General features: G+C 39.6%; 14 protein-coding genes. 6 read left to right on the top strand and 8 right to left on the bottom strand.

What is annotated here, in order from left to right; genetic code table 11:
- Positions 1-76: 76 nt before the first annotated feature.
- Complete coding sequence (locus MS6x_RS18060; RefSeq protein ID WP_482604055.1) at positions 77-1,057, top strand: hypothetical protein; 981 nt, start codon at positions 77-79, stop codon at positions 1,055-1,057.
- Between the two features lie 103 nt (positions 1,058-1,160).
- On the opposite strand, the gene MS6x_RS18065 is transcribed toward MS6x_RS18060, so the two are convergent.
- The 4 genes from MS6x_RS18065 to MS6x_RS18080 form a co-directional block, all read right to left on the bottom strand.
- Positions 1,161-2,021: a PIG-L deacetylase family protein gene (locus MS6x_RS18065; RefSeq protein ID WP_482604057.1), complete on the bottom strand. Its 861-nt coding sequence runs from the start codon at positions 2,019-2,021 to the stop codon at positions 1,161-1,163.
- A 350-nt stretch (positions 2,022-2,371) separates the two neighbouring features.
- Positions 2,372-2,800 carry a DUF6526 family protein gene (locus MS6x_RS18070; protein WP_482604058.1) on the bottom strand — a complete coding sequence of 143 codons (429 nt, stop codon included), beginning with the start codon at positions 2,798-2,800 and terminating at the stop codon, positions 2,372-2,374.
- Positions 2,801-2,914: 114 nt separating this feature from the next.
- The gene (locus tag MS6x_RS18075; protein ID WP_482604059.1) at positions 2,915-3,454 is read right to left on the bottom strand and encodes a Cif family virulence factor; all 540 of its coding nucleotides are present in this window, start codon (positions 3,452-3,454) and stop codon (positions 2,915-2,917) included.
- A 64-nt stretch (positions 3,455-3,518) separates the two neighbouring features.
- Positions 3,519-4,298 carry a 3-keto-disaccharide hydrolase gene (locus tag MS6x_RS18080; RefSeq protein WP_482604060.1) on the bottom strand — a complete coding sequence of 260 codons (780 nt, stop codon included), beginning with the start codon at positions 4,296-4,298 and terminating at the stop codon, positions 3,519-3,521.
- Positions 4,299-4,564: 266 nt separating this feature from the next.
- Between MS6x_RS18080 and MS6x_RS18085 the strand changes: the two genes are divergently transcribed.
- From MS6x_RS18085 to MS6x_RS18100, 4 genes are all read left to right on the top strand, one after another.
- Positions 4,565-5,137, top strand: a complete 573-nt coding sequence (locus tag MS6x_RS18085; RefSeq protein ID WP_482604061.1) for a hypothetical protein — start codon at positions 4,565-4,567, stop codon at positions 5,135-5,137.
- Between the two features lie 267 nt (positions 5,138-5,404).
- On the top strand, positions 5,405-6,283 hold the full coding sequence (locus MS6x_RS18090) for an alpha/beta hydrolase (RefSeq protein ID WP_482604063.1): 879 nt from the start codon (positions 5,405-5,407) through the stop codon (positions 6,281-6,283).
- Between the two features lie 295 nt (positions 6,284-6,578).
- On the top strand, positions 6,579-8,231 hold the full coding sequence (locus MS6x_RS18095) for a solute:sodium symporter family transporter (RefSeq protein WP_482607193.1): 1,653 nt from the start codon (positions 6,579-6,581) through the stop codon (positions 8,229-8,231).
- Positions 8,232-8,254: 23 nt separating this feature from the next.
- Complete coding sequence (locus MS6x_RS18100) at positions 8,255-9,913, top strand: alpha-glucosidase (protein ID WP_482604064.1); 1,659 nt, start codon at positions 8,255-8,257, stop codon at positions 9,911-9,913.
- On the opposite strand, the gene MS6x_RS18105 is transcribed toward MS6x_RS18100, so the two are convergent.
- The 4 genes from MS6x_RS18105 to MS6x_RS18120 all read right to left on the bottom strand — a co-directional run bounded on the left by MS6x_RS18105 (position 9,910) and on the right by MS6x_RS18120 (position 13,807).
- On the bottom strand, positions 9,910-11,337 hold the full coding sequence (locus MS6x_RS18105) for a M20 family peptidase (RefSeq protein ID WP_482604066.1): 1,428 nt from the start codon (positions 11,335-11,337) through the stop codon (positions 9,910-9,912). The two genes, MS6x_RS18100 and MS6x_RS18105, sit on opposite strands and share 4 nt — an antisense overlap.
- Positions 11,338-11,432: 95 nt before the next feature.
- Positions 11,433-12,551 carry a pyridoxal phosphate-dependent aminotransferase gene (locus MS6x_RS18110; protein WP_482604068.1) on the bottom strand — a complete coding sequence of 373 codons (1,119 nt, stop codon included), beginning with the start codon at positions 12,549-12,551 and terminating at the stop codon, positions 11,433-11,435.
- Between the two features lie 238 nt (positions 12,552-12,789).
- A complete protein-coding gene (locus tag MS6x_RS18115) occupies positions 12,790-13,353 on the bottom strand; it encodes a hypothetical protein (RefSeq protein WP_482604069.1) in 564 nt (187 codons plus the stop codon).
- A 10-nt stretch (positions 13,354-13,363) separates the two neighbouring features.
- Entirely contained in the window at positions 13,364-13,807 is a 444-nt protein-coding gene (locus MS6x_RS18120) for a hypothetical protein (RefSeq protein ID WP_482604071.1), read from the bottom strand.
- Positions 13,808-14,018: 211 nt separating this feature from the next.
- Here MS6x_RS18120 and MS6x_RS18125 point away from each other — a divergent pair, with 211 nt between their 5' ends.
- Complete coding sequence (locus tag MS6x_RS18125; protein WP_482604072.1) at positions 14,019-15,215, top strand: Nramp family divalent metal transporter; 1,197 nt, start codon at positions 14,019-14,021, stop codon at positions 15,213-15,215.
- Positions 15,216-15,295: the final 80 nt, after the last annotated feature.

The raw sequence follows: 15,295 nt of genomic DNA on the forward strand, positions 1-15,295 counted from the left end.
CACTATATATAGAACTGTTGGTAAGCTTACAACTGTGGGCAAGCACGGTGAACATAACATTAAATTTATAACGACAATGAGTATTCCGGACCTTAGTAATGATGCTTCCCGTGCCGCTAACCTATGTGAGAAATGGATGCTACAACATATAGCGCAATCAAACCTGTATAACAGTAGTCATCCTGATCCGGTTTCCTACTATAAATGGCCGCTAGCATTTATTGCTTGTGGTCAAAAGAGCGAAGCGGCCCGTCTACTAAATTGGATAAATGAGCAGTGCCTTCAATTCAATGGGGACTATTTATCACAGCGTTCCGGTTTTCATAAGGAATTTCACCTATATGCCAACTTGTGGCTTGTATTGGCTGCTATAGAACTTCGGGATACTACCCTTACCAATAAGTTACTAGGCTATGTATTGAAATATCATAACAGCGAAAGTGGGGGACTGGCAACATTCCCTTCGGAATTGGAAACGAGAACAGAGGACTTGTGTACAAGCGCATTTTTAGGCATGGCCGCCTGCGGTTTAAACGACAAAATACTAGCGGACAAAGTTCTTACTTATTTCGAAAAGATGTTACAGTTACAGGATGAAGAGGGTAGATTCTGGATTCGCTTAACCGCGGACGGAGTATTGGATAAAACCATACCTGTGAATGCAGATTCCAAAACCTACGTTATCACCATAGGTAATGAAAACGAATGTTATTACTTTTTGGGTGCTGCCTGCTATTTCTTCGCTCGGTATGCAGAAACGTTCGGTACTGTGGCATTACCCCTTGCGCATCTATATGCAGATGTAATTGAGCAGGTCGGAAATAAAGCGCTTCAAACTATATGGGCGGCAAAGGTTTCTCCCGGCTGTGCATCGCTTTATACCGTAACGCAAGACGAGCGCTTTTTGAGGCTTGCGCATCCTGTGCTAAACACGGTTCTCCAATTGCAAGCGCCCGGTGGGTATTGGCTAAAAGAGGGAAAGCCATGGATTACCGTGTCGGCTGAACAATGCTTTTGGCTTACCGAGATTTCAAAACGATTTAATGCCATGGACTAAGCGGGAGGCGGCCATCATTTTTAACGAAGCTATTTTTTAAACAAAACTGTTATCCAAAAAAGTGGTTTTTATCTTTCTCACTTGCTAGGTGGTGTGCCCTTTGCTAATCCCTCGGCGCATGCCCCATGGAATCGGGTGCTCCTTGGTAGTATCTAAACCGTTCGACCGATTTTCCGTCTAGTACCTTAATCCGCTTTCTAATGTTAGTAAACAGTTTTTCCTTTTCGGCGGCGGGATAGTTTTCAATATCATGTCCAAGATAATTGTTCCATCCTGATGTCCACTGACTTACATATTTGGAGCCTGCGTTGACGCGCTGTTCTACGAAATCAGTTATGTTTACAATGGTATTTTTGTCCGACACATTGCCGCCATAGAAAAGAAATTCAGGAATCACATGCGCCTCTAATTTATCCTGTATAATATGTCCCTCATACATCAACGGCCATTCTGCCGCCCGTACCGCATCAGCAGCTAAATAGGCTGCAGCGCGATGATCACTTTTGTGCCAAACCTGATAGTTGTACCCAGGATCAAAAGCCATTAAAACATCGGGTTGTAGCTTTCTAATGTAATAGACCAGTTTACCAATGGCTTCTTCCTTGTTTGCAAATTCCAGTCTACCATCGTCATACCCTAAATTAATGTATCTGTCTTCCGATAAACCAATTTGTTTCATCGCGTCCAATTGTTCGATTCGTCTGATTTTGGCCAAGTCATCTTTTCCCAGTTTTGGGTCTTTTGTCCCTACATTACCCGTACTCATGGTCAGGATATAGATATCATTACCATTTTTGTTTAGCATCGCCAATGTGCCATGGGACTGGTGGTCATCGTCTGGATGCGCACCAATTAACAGTACCGTCTTGCCTTTCCAGTTTTCAACAGTTTCCTTTGGTTGTGCAAACCCAGGTAGTGAGGTAAAAATCAAAAAGCCAAATAATAATGCTCTCGTAGTCTTCATCAGGATAAGGTTTAAGTCGTACATAAATATAAGAATTTTACACATTCAAATTCTTCTGTGTAAAATTGATCATCAATTCGTTGCCGTTTTTGGTGGGAAGAGCTTGGCTATCACATATTCGTTTTTCAATTGGAGTATTTTTAATAATCATATTACACATAGCTTGGTTCGCGCTCGTTTGCAACGAGTGCCCACAACCGTAGGACACTCCAACATAGTCTTAAGGCATCTAGTTACAAACTAGCGGGTGCGGTACGGGCATTGTAATGATAGGTATTGTTTTGTTGAATCAAAAAGCTACTTTTTCGAAATTTTAAAAGCGTATTGTTGGTAAAGTATATAATTAAATTTTAAACCCTGTAATCATCTGCCCTCCAATTTTTTATGAGCATTTTTATTTCTTTGTTCGTCAGGTTTTCTTGTAAAGCTCTTTCTACTAAGGGTGCCAACTCGGCATCACTCGCAAAACGTAGTGCTATAATTTGGGCTACCGTTAGGTCTTTAGGAAATAATTTACCTGTTAGTACATAATACCTCAAATTTTCTTCAGCTTTTATGGCCCTATCCTGTGCTTTTAAGGGAAAACTGCGTACATACCACGCCATAATTAAAAATATAACAGCGATCAGGACTACTAAAGAGGCCAAATAGAGGTTATCACTACTAGAACGTAAAAGATTGTTTATAGCACCGATCAATAAAGCTACTATGGCAATAAACAAGAGTCCATGGAAGCCTTTAACAAGTTTACCATGATTTTTAAAATTCTGTTCTTTCATTTTTTTAGTTTGATTTAAAGTTTGATTGTATATAGTAAATCCGCCCTCGCTCTGTGCTAATTAGCGGTTCTATGCTCAAGGAGCGGTTAGTTGAAATAAGTGCCATCCCGAGTATTATTCCAATAGGTTCCATTCCTCTTCGGAGGCCTTGGATTTTTGATACTCCATAACCAGCAGCCAAGAATTGTCTTTTTTCACGAGTAAGGCATCAAAATGCACGAATTGTTTTGGAGTTTCTTTAGCACTGCCATCGAGGGTCTGGAAGGCAAAAATTCCAGTTTCATGTGCCGTGTTTTCATCACCCAAACGCTGTGAAAAACGGAATTCCACACTATTTTGTGTTTTACCTGCTTTGGTATCTATAAAATCTTGCGCCCAGTTTTCCAGTGCCTTGGCAATGGATACTGATGTTTTGTTTTCTCCCGTAGTGAATACCACCACGGCATCTTCATGATACGTTGCTTTATACCCTTCAAAATCACCATCGCGAACAGTTCTCGAAACCTCGGCCCAGAAGGTATCCAGTTCAGCTAGTCGCAGGGAATCGTTGGAAATTTTCATTTTGTCCTCAATAGCATTAGTAGTAGTATTTGCGTTGATGGTCGCGAAGCTTAGCGTGAGCACGAGGCTTAGAAATAGTTGAATTTTTTTCATGTGTATGGTTGAATATGAATGGATATGGCTTTTCGGTTGTAGAAGGCGGATTCTAGTTCCTCTTTTAAAAATCGGTTTCGGCTTTTTTGAGATCTAGTTCTTTTATCCAAATATTTCGATATAGGACTTCATGGCCTTCGGCCTGTAATTTTATACCGCCTGGGATGTCTGTAAGTGCGCCTCCGCCATCCAGACCGGAATTTTCACCGCCCCACACTTTATCGATAGCGAAATTTTCATGTACTTTCTGGCCGTTGAAATATAGGGTGACCCTAGCTTTTTCGGTTCGGACACCATTTTCAAAGCGCGCTGCTCTAAATGTTACATCAAAGGCGTTCCATTTTCCAATGCCGTTGTAGGCATGGTAAGGAGATTCGGACTCATTGATTATGGCTCCCATTCCATGCTTGGTTTTATCCCCGTCCAATATTTGAATTTCGTATCGGTTTTGCAGGTAGACGCCACTATTACCTCCTTCTTTCACTATTAAAAATTCAACATGAAGTCTAAAATCACGGTATTTGGTTTTCGTTACGATATCCGCTGCTCCGTATTTTCCGCCAGCGGCAGATGGGTCATTGCTATTGACCACGGTACCATTATCTACCGGGTCTTTTTCTATTTGCCATCTTAACGGCAATCTAGCGGCCAATCTTGGACCTTCCCAATAGGTCCAGTTTTTATCTAGTAGCGCTTTGGAGCCATCAAATAGGACTTTTGCATCATTGGGTGCTGCTGCACCAACACCTACCTTTTTACTGTCTTGAGCTGTTAGGCTAACTAATATAAGTAACGTGATCATGATGCCTGTTGTGCGTAGCGCTTTTTTCAAATAATTTTTCATTTACCCTCTTTTCATAATTCGTTCAATGACTTTTCTCCTACGTTTCTAAAACATAGTGCAATGGAATCCTATTGCTTGTGCTTCCCTAGCCAAGTTACTGAATTATCTTTTACGGATTCGTATGACGTAATGAAGAGCTCCTAGCATACAGGCCAACGTTGTAGCTTTGACAACTGAGGGAAAATCTGTTACATCATTGAAAACCTATCAAAAACATGTCTAAACTTAAATGATTTTTTTATTTTGTAGGACACAACCCTACGCTTATGATTACCAAAAACTCCCAAGTATGGCAATACATATCTCATTTGTTCATATCCATAGACCAATTTGGAAATGCCCTAGCAGGTGGAAATCCCGACAATACGATCTCGGCACGGGTAGGATATTATAGCCATCATTACTACGAAACAAACAAAGTGCCTTGGTACTGGCTGCTCTTTGAACGAATCATTGACACGGCTTTCTATCCCGTTGATGGCCCAGCGCACTGTCATGAGGCGTACCACAACGACGCGGGAGAAGTTTTCGATAATCGGGTGACGAATTTTATGATTGCTATCGCGGCCGCCTTTGTGATTATCCCCAGCTGTGTGATTATTGCGCTAGTTTTCTATCTTTTGTCCGCCCTTCGTATTGTAAAGCGAAAGACTATTGAGCGCGATAAAAATTTGGTAAAACGTTTAAAATCGGCTACAATTTTACTAGAAAGTGCTTATCAGGAAATTCAGGAACATGGACTTGATTTTGAACTAGACGATGCTAAGAAACAATGTAAAGAACTTGTGGCAATATCAGTGGTGATTGATTCTTCAATCGATAGCAATACAGCTCAATAAATTAACGAAATTACTGCTGTACCTTGATTTTGTTTTGAACTTAGCTGAACCGAAAACCATACCGTGGCTTTGGTTGTAAACAATTATAACTTGGGTGCAAATCTGATTTAGAGCCCTTAAAGGAATAAAGATATTGATGACTTTTAACCAATTATGCTACGGTATTGAAATGCTTTCATTATCTTGAAAGGCTTAAAAAAGTTAGCAATATAGAGCATACCATCAAAACGGTTTTGCTCATTCTGTAAAATTCAAAAATTATTTTATATGAAGAACCGCGCCTTATTCGTTATTCTGTTTACGATTTCCTGTACCCTTTTTGCTCAAAGTAAGGTCTTGGAGAGTATTAGTATGAAAAGCGAATTATTGAATACGGAAGTGAATTATTCAATTTATCTGCCAGATGGCTATGATTTTTCCAAACGTCATTACCCAGTCGTTTATCTACTAAACGGATATACGGGCAACGAAACGGACTGGATTGAATCTGGGAGTATGAAGTATATTGTAGACCATGAAATTGCCGAAGGAAATATCCAAAAAATGGTTATCGTAATGCCTGATGGGGACGATAGACTTTATATGAACAGAACCGATGGCACCTATCCGTATGAAGATATGTTCATAAAAGAATTACTACCTCATATTGAAAGTGAATACCGCATACGAAAGGGTAAGAGATATACGGGAATCAGCGGTTTATCCATGGGAGGAGCCGGTTCCTTAAAATTAGCCTTAAAGTATGATAAAACGTTTGGAGTATGCGCAGCATTTAGTTCTGCTGTGTTTACGGAAGAAGAGGTAACTTCTTCGGAGCAAAACGGCATGGACGGGTATGTATCTAAAGCAATGCCAGATATGGTTGGTAAGAAAGGCAAAAGCAGGTTAAACAAGAGCTATGAGGATTACGATGTCCTCCATCTGGTTAAAACCAAGAACCCGGATCTTTTAAAAACAGTAAAAATCTATTTTGATTGTGGAGACGATGATTTTCTTACCTTGGGAAATGCCGAATTACACAAAGAGCTTATTACGCGTAAAATACCCCATGAGTACCGTGTTAGAGACGGTGCGCATACTTGGCCTTTTTGGCGGGAGTCTTTACCCATCGGACTACAATTTATAAGCGATTCTTTTTGGAAATAGATCAAGCGTTTTTACAAATTCGAGAAAGGGCTTTTACACGATAGTTGCCCGACACTTTAGTAAGTTATAGTACCTTTAAATTACCAAGAATTTTAGCGCTATAAACAATTTATGTGCAAGCCTTGGGCAACTAAAACGTAAAGCACCCTATTTTTTTATTCACTTTCTGCATTGCTATAACGTTTGAGTTCATCATTTCAATCAAAAATGAGGCGGGAACTGCAAAATTCCCATTAAAACAGAAGTATTTTCATTATTTTGCTAAAAAACCAACTAAAAACAAACAATTTTGGGAATACTTACCATTGCTTCTTTTTTAGGATTTACACTTTTTGTTGCTGTTGTTGCATGGTACGCCACGCGTAAAACAGATGAAAAATCGGCAGATGGTTATTATTTGGGAGGCCGTAGTCTTGGAGCGGTCACTATTGCAGGTTCTTTATTGTTGACCAACCTTTCTGCGGAACAAATTGTTGGATTGAATGGTCAGGCTTTTACCGAGGGACTCATGGTTATGGCATGGGAAACACTGGCGGCCATTGCGATGATCTTTACGGCAATTTATCTATTGCCAAAATACATGAAAAAGGGAATTACCACCATTCCAGAATTCATTGAAAAAAGATTCGATCAAGAAACCAAGGCGCTACTATCCTTATTGTTTTTGTTTGCCTACGGTATTGTGTTGTTGCCCACCATCTTATACTCGGGTTCCTTGGCGTTTAGCACCATGTTCGATTTACCAGAATTAATGGGGGTTGAACCATGGACCGTTATTTGGATCTGCGTGCTCACCATAGGAAGTATTGGAATGGTTTATGCGATTTTTGGAGGATTAAAAGCGGTAGCGGTCTCTGATTTAATTAATGCAATAGGACTTTTAATTGGGGGGCTCTTGATACCGGTTTTTGGATTGATGCTCATTGGTGATGGGGATTTGGGGGTTGGACTTGGAATATTATGGGATACCAATCCTGAAAAATTCCAAATGAAGGGTGCCGTTGATTCCTCCATTCCTTTTGGAACGGTATTCACAGGAATGATGTTGGCTCAAATCTATTACTGGGGTACCAACCAATCTATCTTACAGCGCGTTTTTGGGGCAAAAAGTCTTAAAGAAGGGCAAAAAGGAATGTTACTCGCTGCGTTTATAAAAGTGGTTATTCCCATTATAGTCGTGTTACCTGGTATTATTTCATGGCATGTTTTTGGTGGCGAATTGGATAATCCGGATCAAGCATATCCTGCTTTGGTGGCAAAGGTATTGCCCGGTGCGTTTACAGGTTTCTTTGCAGCCGTTCTCTTTGGTGCGGTACTTAGTTCTTTCAATAGTCTATTGAACAGTAGTGCAACCCTCTTTGGGTTTGATTTGTATCGCATGTATTTTAACAAAGAGGCTTCCGATTTACAAACCGTTAAAGCGGGTAAAACATTTGGTTTTGTCTTGGGGGTTATTTCTATGATTATAGCTCCATTTATTGCTTTTGCACCTGACGGATTGTTTAGTTACATACAGCAATCCCTGGGTAGTCTAAGTGTACCTATTTTGGCAGTGGTAATGACGGGCATCCTAACGAAAAGAGTACCTGCGCTGGGTGCAAAGGTGGTGATGATCGGCGGTGTGTTACTGTATTTATCCAGCTTGTTGTTTTTTGAACCCTACTTTAGGGAGACTGCCCTTGAGCTTGCCCAGTCACAAGGAATCACGAATGCAAAACAACTTAGTGTCATCGCAGCCGAAGCCTATCCGCATTATTTACATGTGATGGGTATTCTATTCGTGTTCAATATCATAGTGATGCTTATTTTTGGCAAATTGAAACCAAAAACCGAAATAAGCGAAGAGACTACTACAGATGCTATAGATATTAGACCTTGGAAATATGCTTTTCTAATCGGTGGCATTATTACGGTCATGGTATTCAGCACGTATTTTATTTTCTCCTAAATAATTAAAACAGTTTAGTGTACATGAATAAAACATGGTGGAAAGAGAGTGTAGTCTATCAAATATATCCTCGTTCCTTTAAGGATACTACAGGAAATGGAGTAGGGGATATTTATGGGATTATTGAAAAATTGGACCATATAAAATCACTGGGTGTTGATGTTATCTGGTTATGCCCCGTTTATGAGTCTCCCAATGATGATAATGGCTATGACATTAGCGACTACAGAACCATTTCGGATGATTTTGGAGGAAATGCGGCTTTTGACGAACTGTTGTTAAAAGTTCATGAAAAAGGATTGAAATTGGTTATGGACTTGGTCGCGAACCATACTTCGGACGAACATTACTGGTTTACCGAATCCAAAAAATCAAAAAACAATCCATACCGGGATTATTATATTTGGAAGGATGGAAAAGATGGGGGACCACCGAATAATTGGGAATCTTTTTTCAATGGCAGTACCTGGGAGTTTGACCAAAAAACGGAACAGTATTACCTTCATTACTTTACTAAAAAACAACCCGACCTTAACTGGGAGAACCCTAAGGTGCGCAAGGAGATTTACGATGTAATCAACTACTGGTTCCAAAAAGGGATAGATGGTTTTCGCATGGATGTGATATCCTTGATTTCAAAAAACCAGACCTACCCGAATTCGGAATTTGAGAAATTTCAAGATACCATTAACAACTACTATGCAAATGGGCCTAAAATCCATCAGTACCTTCATGAAATGAATCAAGAAGTACTTGATAAGTATGATATAATGACTGTTGGTGAGGGTCCTGGAATCGATTTAAAGAACGGGCCACTTTATGTGGAAAGTGCTAGGCAGGAATTAGATATGGTGTTTCATTTTGACCATATGTTTATTGATTGTGGCCTTGGTGGAAAATATGATCCTGTGCCGTTTGATTTCCAGACCTTTAAAGCGGTTTTTAACAACTGGGATACAGCTCTCAAAAACGGAGGTTGGGGAAGTATCTTTCTGGGTAATCATGACTTTAGTAGAATGGTATCGCGTTTTGGTAATGATACCGAATATATAGAGGCCTCGGCAAAATTGTTGGCAGCACTGTTGTTAACCCTCAGAGGAACGGTATACATCTATCAAGGCGATGAAATAGGCATGACCAATGTTGCTTATGAAAGTATTGAGGATTACAATGATGTAGAAACCTTAAATGCTTGGAAAGCAGCGGAGGAAGCCGGTCAGGATATGGACTTATTTTTTGATATCGTCCATTCACAAAGCAGGGACAATGCCAGAACACCTATGCAATGGAATGCAGAATTGCATGCAGGCTTTTCAAGAGAACAACCGTGGCTTGCCGTAAATCCCAATTACAAAAAAGTGAATGTAGCGGATCAAGAAACCAATTCAAATTCCATACTTAATTTTTACAGGGATATGATTGCATTTAGAAAGGCCCATAAAACCTTTGTCTATGGAGATTATGAATGCTTTGATGTGGAGCATCCTAGCATATATGCTTACAAACGATGGGATGATGCCCATGAGTTTTTAGTGCTCCATAATTTAGCGGATACCCCCGTTTTATGGAACATCGATTTTGAGCCTAACGACTACAGCTTACTTAAATCCAATAGTATTGAAAACCAAGACGAACATTTTTTATTGGCACCTTGGCAAACAAAAATTTTAAAACGTACTTAGTTCAATTGTTTGATTAGCTGATAGGTGAATTCAATAATCTCTTTGTAGTTTTCCTTGCTTATTTTTTCATCGATACCATGAAAACGAGTCATGGAATCCGGCGCCAAACGAATGGGGTAAAACCGATACACATCGTCCGATACCTCATAGAAATAACGCGCATCGGTACCACCACCAACCAGTCCGGGTACTACAACGGATTCTGGGAAAACGGAGCGTATGGTTTTTTCCAAAGCCCTGTAAGCATCCGAATCAATTTTGGAAACAGGGGAGGGGTTGGTCAGAAAACCTACAGGCTCAACCTTTATTTTGGGGTTAATCGTACTTTCAATATGTGCTTTCACGGATTCAATAGTCTCGCCAGGTAGGATTCTAAAGTTAATGGTAGCTTCGGCAACGGTGGGTATCACATTGTTTTTAACACCACCATCAATAATCGTGGCCGCCGTGGTTGTATGAGCGTTCAACCCTTCGAGAATTGGTTTTTTGAACAACCATGGATTAGCAAAAGCTACTTTTTTTATAAAAGGCAGTTCTGCACCCATATACTCCAATTGATGATTTATAGGTTCCACCAGTTTATAGGGCAATTGATTTGCTTCCAAATCAACTATCGCCTGCGCAAGCATCCCTATGGTATTCTCCTTTGGGGGCGCGGAACTATGGCCACCATTAGTTTCAACAATCAATCTAAAAGAGGCAAATCCCTTTTCGGCAAGGTTTACGATAGCTACTGTTTTATCTATTCCCGGGACTAATCCATCGGCTAGAAAACCGCCTTCATCCAAGGTCATGGAAGCTTTAATTCCTCTTTCTTTTAACACTTTGGCGATTTCAGAGGCACCATTTGCACCTCCAACTTCCTCATCATGTCCAAAGGCCAAGTAAATAGTTTGGGACGGTACAAAAGACTCCTTGAGCAATTGCTCTACCGATTCTAATAATGCAATCAAAGAACCTTTATCGTCCAAGGTTCCCCTACCAATGATATGTGTATCGGTAATTTTCCCTTCAAAAGGTCCGGCTTCCCAATCGGCTAGGGTAGGCTGATCAATAGGCACCACGTCTTGATGGGATAGTAAGATGATTGATTTCTTGTTGGTATCGGCACCTTTCCAGGTATAGAGCAAACTGTATTCGTTTATTTTTTCTAAGGATAGATTTGCATGAACCAACGGAAAAGTTTCCTCCAAATAGCGATGAAAACCATTAAACGCAGTAGAATCCGGTATCGCATCCTCACTATATGATATTGTTGGGTATTGAATGGCTTTAGATAAATTGGTGTAGACGGAATCTGAAACAGTTATCTTTTTAAAGGGTAAAGAGACTACTTGTTTGGAACTAAGCGATAGTGTGTTAAACAAAAGAATGGCGACAATTATGCCGACAATGACCAAAAAGGTATAAAAGATTTTTTTCATTGGTGGTTTGGTTAGAAGCTAAAGTCTAAGTAATATAGCTTTAAAGGAAAGGTGTATAGAATTAGTATTAGGAATTTTGAATGGAAATACATCTTTCAGCTTGCCATTACCTTTTTAAGTGCACTGTCAAACAATTTCATATCATCCATAGTCCCCGTACTTATTCTGGCCCATTCGTAGAATGGGGGAAATGGTCTCCCTATAAGGACGTTTTCTTTTTCCATGGCAGTCATCATTTCGTCAATATGTCTCCCTGTTTTAAAGAACACAAAATTAGTATGTGATTCAATGTATTCCAGTCCCAAATCATTTAAGGTTTTATAAATCGCATTTTTGGCTTCAACATTTTTAGCAATACTGAATTTATAAAATTCATCGTCTACCAAAGCTTCTTTTGCTGCTTCGATGGCAAGGACGTTAGTAAAGGCCATAATGTTTTGTTGTAATCTCGAGGCTATATCTGGCCGAGCTAGCAAGTACCCTATTCGGAGTCCGGCCATGCCATACACCTTGGAAAAGGTTTTTGAAACGATGACGTTCCTATTCTCCTTCACTAGTTCTACCATTGATGGATAATCGGGCTCGGTAATAAAATCGTAATATGCTTCATCGCTAAAAACCATAGCTTTCTTGCTTGCCGAAATACAAAAATCCCGTAGCTTATTTTTGTCCAACAGTGTACCCGTGGGATTATTTGGATTACAAATGAATATTAATCTGGTCTTGGAATTGATTCTTTTTTCCATTTCTTCCAAGTCATGACCCATCTTGGTATCGACGGGAACCCGATGCACATAAGCCCCAAAATTTTCACCATAGGTCATCATGGATTGGAAAGTAGGGTCGGCAGCTATAATTTCTCCCCCATCAAGACCGTATGTTAATCCGGTAGCTTTTAGGCCTTCCGTAGAGCCTCCCGTGACTACGATATGCTTCGTAGAAACCCCTTCTTTCTCGGCAATCTGCTCTAATAAGGGTTTGAATACCATAGAAGGATACCTACATGCATTATCAAAGGCCTCTGTAATCTTTTTACGAACAGCTTTTGAGGGACCAAACGGATTTTCGTTGGAATTTAGTTTTGCTACCGGATTAAGGGGGCTTTGGTTTATGTGTGGCAGGTCCTTGGCCATCGTACTTAATCCCCCTAAAAGCGTAAAACTACTGGAGAGTCCTGCAGTTTTTAACCATTGTCTTCGGTCTATGTTTTTCATGTGTTTCCCAATTTTGGTTTAAGATACAAAAATGTAGAGAAGTTGACGCACACTAATTATTGATTTAAAACCTCACAGATACCAGACACAAACCTTGCGGTATTAAAATAAAAAAAAGCTGCTGGAATTTCCAACAGCTTCTCGCCATTCTCTTTGCTCTAAATCCTTTGTCTAGTGAGTACTTAAGTCACTTTAAAAGAACTAGAAAAGTAGGTAATTAAAGATTCTGGGATTATTTTTATATGTGTAATTCTTTGTTATTTTCATTGTTAACGTTCTCCTTGCTGGGACTAAAAACATCTTTTAAAATATATGCAGTTACAATCGTAAGGCCTGTGGTCAATGTGGTTATGGAATATTCCCATTCTAGTAAGTGCATTAGTCCACCGCCAATGATGATCAGCACACCAACGACCATGGCAAAGTTCCAAAAAATCTCTACAATGCTATTTCTAGCTTTTCGGTCTTCATCCATAAAATAAGCGGTGCCCTCCATGGCAAACCAGGTGACAAAAGTAATTGCTGTTCCAATTTGAAAGACTAACGTATAGGGAAAATCCATTATACGCAATAAACCATTTGTGGTCCAAAAAAGTACTAAAATCACTTTTACAAAGGCTACCGGTTTTTTATTATCCTTTTTTAAAAATCGGATGGCATATAAAACCCCTATTGCTAAAAAGGCTGTAAAAAGCACACCGGCGGCGTAAGGCCAATCTAGCATACGCATTGCCATACCTATTAGAAGTGTAACAATAGAGATGCGCAACGGTGTTTTTAGAACTTTTTTGTTGGTTACCATAATTCTGTTTTTAAATCATCTTTATGTTGGCTTTAAGACCTTCCATAATTCCTATGATATTCTTTACGGTCTCATTTAAATAATACCGTACCACAATGTGGGGAATTCGAATCGTGGTAAATCCGTTTTTAAAGGAATGCATGGCTTGCTCTAAGTTATTTATGGCCTGCTCCTCGGTCAGTTTTTCATATTCCGAGTCTATTTCTATATTTAGTTTTACTCTAGAAATAGCAATGTCCACGGACTTGTGTCCGTCCCACCATTCTAGCATAGCATTTACTCCGGCTTCTTTAAGTCCGTAATAAAGCTGAATCGCTTCTAATGGGGTATCGTTTTTTACGATTAAGGCTTTCATGCGTTTATGGTGTTCAAAACAAAGTTCTACACCAAGGCTGTCCATTGCATTTTTATGGTCTACGTAGCCTAATTCTTTTTTACATTCTAAACAAATCATTAAGTAGGTTAATTTTAGGTTTGGGGAATAGTATAACCATGGATTTTTAGGATTAGTATGATTGATCGATGTATGGCACCCAACTTTTAGACGAACTGCAATTTTTTAGATGAACGGTACTTTAAAATGTTAAAATTGTGGTGAAAATGACCTTAGCTGTTTTCTTTATTTTTCACTTTTTGCATCTATATTTACAGAAATCCAATCATCTATGTTCAAAAATAGTGGGCCCGGAGTTTTAATTGCAGCGGCATTCATTGGTCCGGGTACCGTAACCGCCTGTATTCTGGCCGGTGTTGGTTTCGGGTATGCACTCCTATGGGCTATGGTGCTATCTATCGTGGCGACAATTGTGCTGCAAGGTATGGCGGCTAGACTAGGAATAGTTACCCAGCAAGGTCTTGCAGATGTGATTAAACAAGAATTACGAACAAAATGGTTGCGTTTTGCAGTAGTTGGGGTCATCCTTGCAGCTATTGTAATTGGAAATGCCGCTTATGAAGCAGGAAATCTTGGTGGCGCGGTTTTAGGAATGCAAGCCTTGTTAGGAAGTAAGTACAGTTTGGTGTATCCATATATCATAGGTTCCATAGCATTCGTTTTGTTGTATCTCGGTAGTTATAAGGTTTTGGAAAAGGTATTTGTTGCTTTGGTTTTGGTGATGAGTTTTTCCTTTATTTTAACGGCTTTATTAACGGGGCCTGCAGTGCTAGACGTGTTAAAAGGTCTCTTTATTCCTAATATTCCGCAAGACAGTATACTTACCATTATTGCGTTGGTGGGTACTACGGTAGTGCCCTATAATTTGTTTTTACATGCCTCTTTGGTCAGTGAAAAATGGAAAACAATAAAAGGCTTGCCGGCGGCAAGAAGAGATACTGTGGTTGCAGTGGTGCTTGGTGGCTTTGTATCTATATGTATTATTGTATCGGCTTCGGCCATAACCAACTCTGAAGTTTCCAATGTGATGGATATGGCTCAGGCCTTGGAGCCTTTATATGGAGCAAGTTCCAGATATTTTATGGGAGCGGGACTTTTTGCTGCAGGGATTACCTCTGCAATTACCGCACCCTTGGCGGCGGCGTACGTAGCTAATAGTTGTTTTGGTTGGAGGGCAGGCCTAAAAGACATCAGGTTTAGATTCGTTTGGATGCTAATTTTAGGATTGGGTTTATTCTTTTTGTCATTTAATATAAAACCAATAGAAATTATAAAATTTGCTCAAATTGCTAATGGTATTTTACTACCGGTTATTGCTGTGTTTTTGCTTTGGGTAGTAAACAGAAAATCGGTCATGGGTATATATAAGAACACAAGATTTCAAAATATTCTAGGAATTCTAATCATTGCTTTATCTATAGTTTTGGGAGCTAAGAGTATATTTAAAGTGATTGGAATTAGTTTATAGTGTATGATTTGCTCTAGTTAGTCGTTTCTATTGTTTGGATTATAAAGTGTATTTATCCATTTTAGATATGGTAGAAACAA

The sequence above is a fragment of the Maribacter sp. MS6 genome, from assembly GCF_056839185.1.

What these genes read in the sequence shown, in the direction of transcription:
- MS6x_RS18060 (WP_482604055.1), top strand. Translation starts at nt 77, where the DNA reads ATGAGTATTCCGGACCTTAGTAATGATGCTTCCCGTGCCGCTAACCTA.
- MS6x_RS18065 (WP_482604057.1), bottom strand. Translation starts at nt 2,021, where the DNA reads ATGAAGACTACGAGAGCATTATTATTTGGCTTTTTGATTTTTACCTCA.
- MS6x_RS18070 (WP_482604058.1), bottom strand. Translation starts at nt 2,800, where the DNA reads ATGAAAGAACAGAATTTTAAAAATCATGGTAAACTTGTTAAAGGCTTC.
- MS6x_RS18075 (WP_482604059.1), bottom strand. Translation starts at nt 3,454, where the DNA reads ATGAAAAAAATTCAACTATTTCTAAGCCTCGTGCTCACGCTAAGCTTC.
- MS6x_RS18080 (WP_482604060.1), bottom strand. Translation starts at nt 4,298, where the DNA reads ATGAAAAATTATTTGAAAAAAGCGCTACGCACAACAGGCATCATGATC.
- MS6x_RS18085 (WP_482604061.1), top strand. Translation starts at nt 4,565, where the DNA reads ATGATTACCAAAAACTCCCAAGTATGGCAATACATATCTCATTTGTTC.
- MS6x_RS18090 (WP_482604063.1), top strand. Translation starts at nt 5,405, where the DNA reads ATGAAGAACCGCGCCTTATTCGTTATTCTGTTTACGATTTCCTGTACC.
- MS6x_RS18100 (WP_482604064.1), top strand. Translation starts at nt 8,255, where the DNA reads ATGAATAAAACATGGTGGAAAGAGAGTGTAGTCTATCAAATATATCCT.
- MS6x_RS18105 (WP_482604066.1), bottom strand. Translation starts at nt 11,337, where the DNA reads ATGAAAAAAATCTTTTATACCTTTTTGGTCATTGTCGGCATAATTGTC.
- MS6x_RS18110 (WP_482604068.1), bottom strand. Translation starts at nt 12,551, where the DNA reads ATGAAAAACATAGACCGAAGACAATGGTTAAAAACTGCAGGACTCTCC.
- MS6x_RS18115 (WP_482604069.1), bottom strand. Translation starts at nt 13,353, where the DNA reads ATGGTAACCAACAAAAAAGTTCTAAAAACACCGTTGCGCATCTCTATT.
- MS6x_RS18120 (WP_482604071.1), bottom strand. Translation starts at nt 13,807, where the DNA reads ATGATTTGTTTAGAATGTAAAAAAGAATTAGGCTACGTAGACCATAAA.
- MS6x_RS18125 (WP_482604072.1), top strand. Translation starts at nt 14,019, where the DNA reads ATGTTCAAAAATAGTGGGCCCGGAGTTTTAATTGCAGCGGCATTCATT.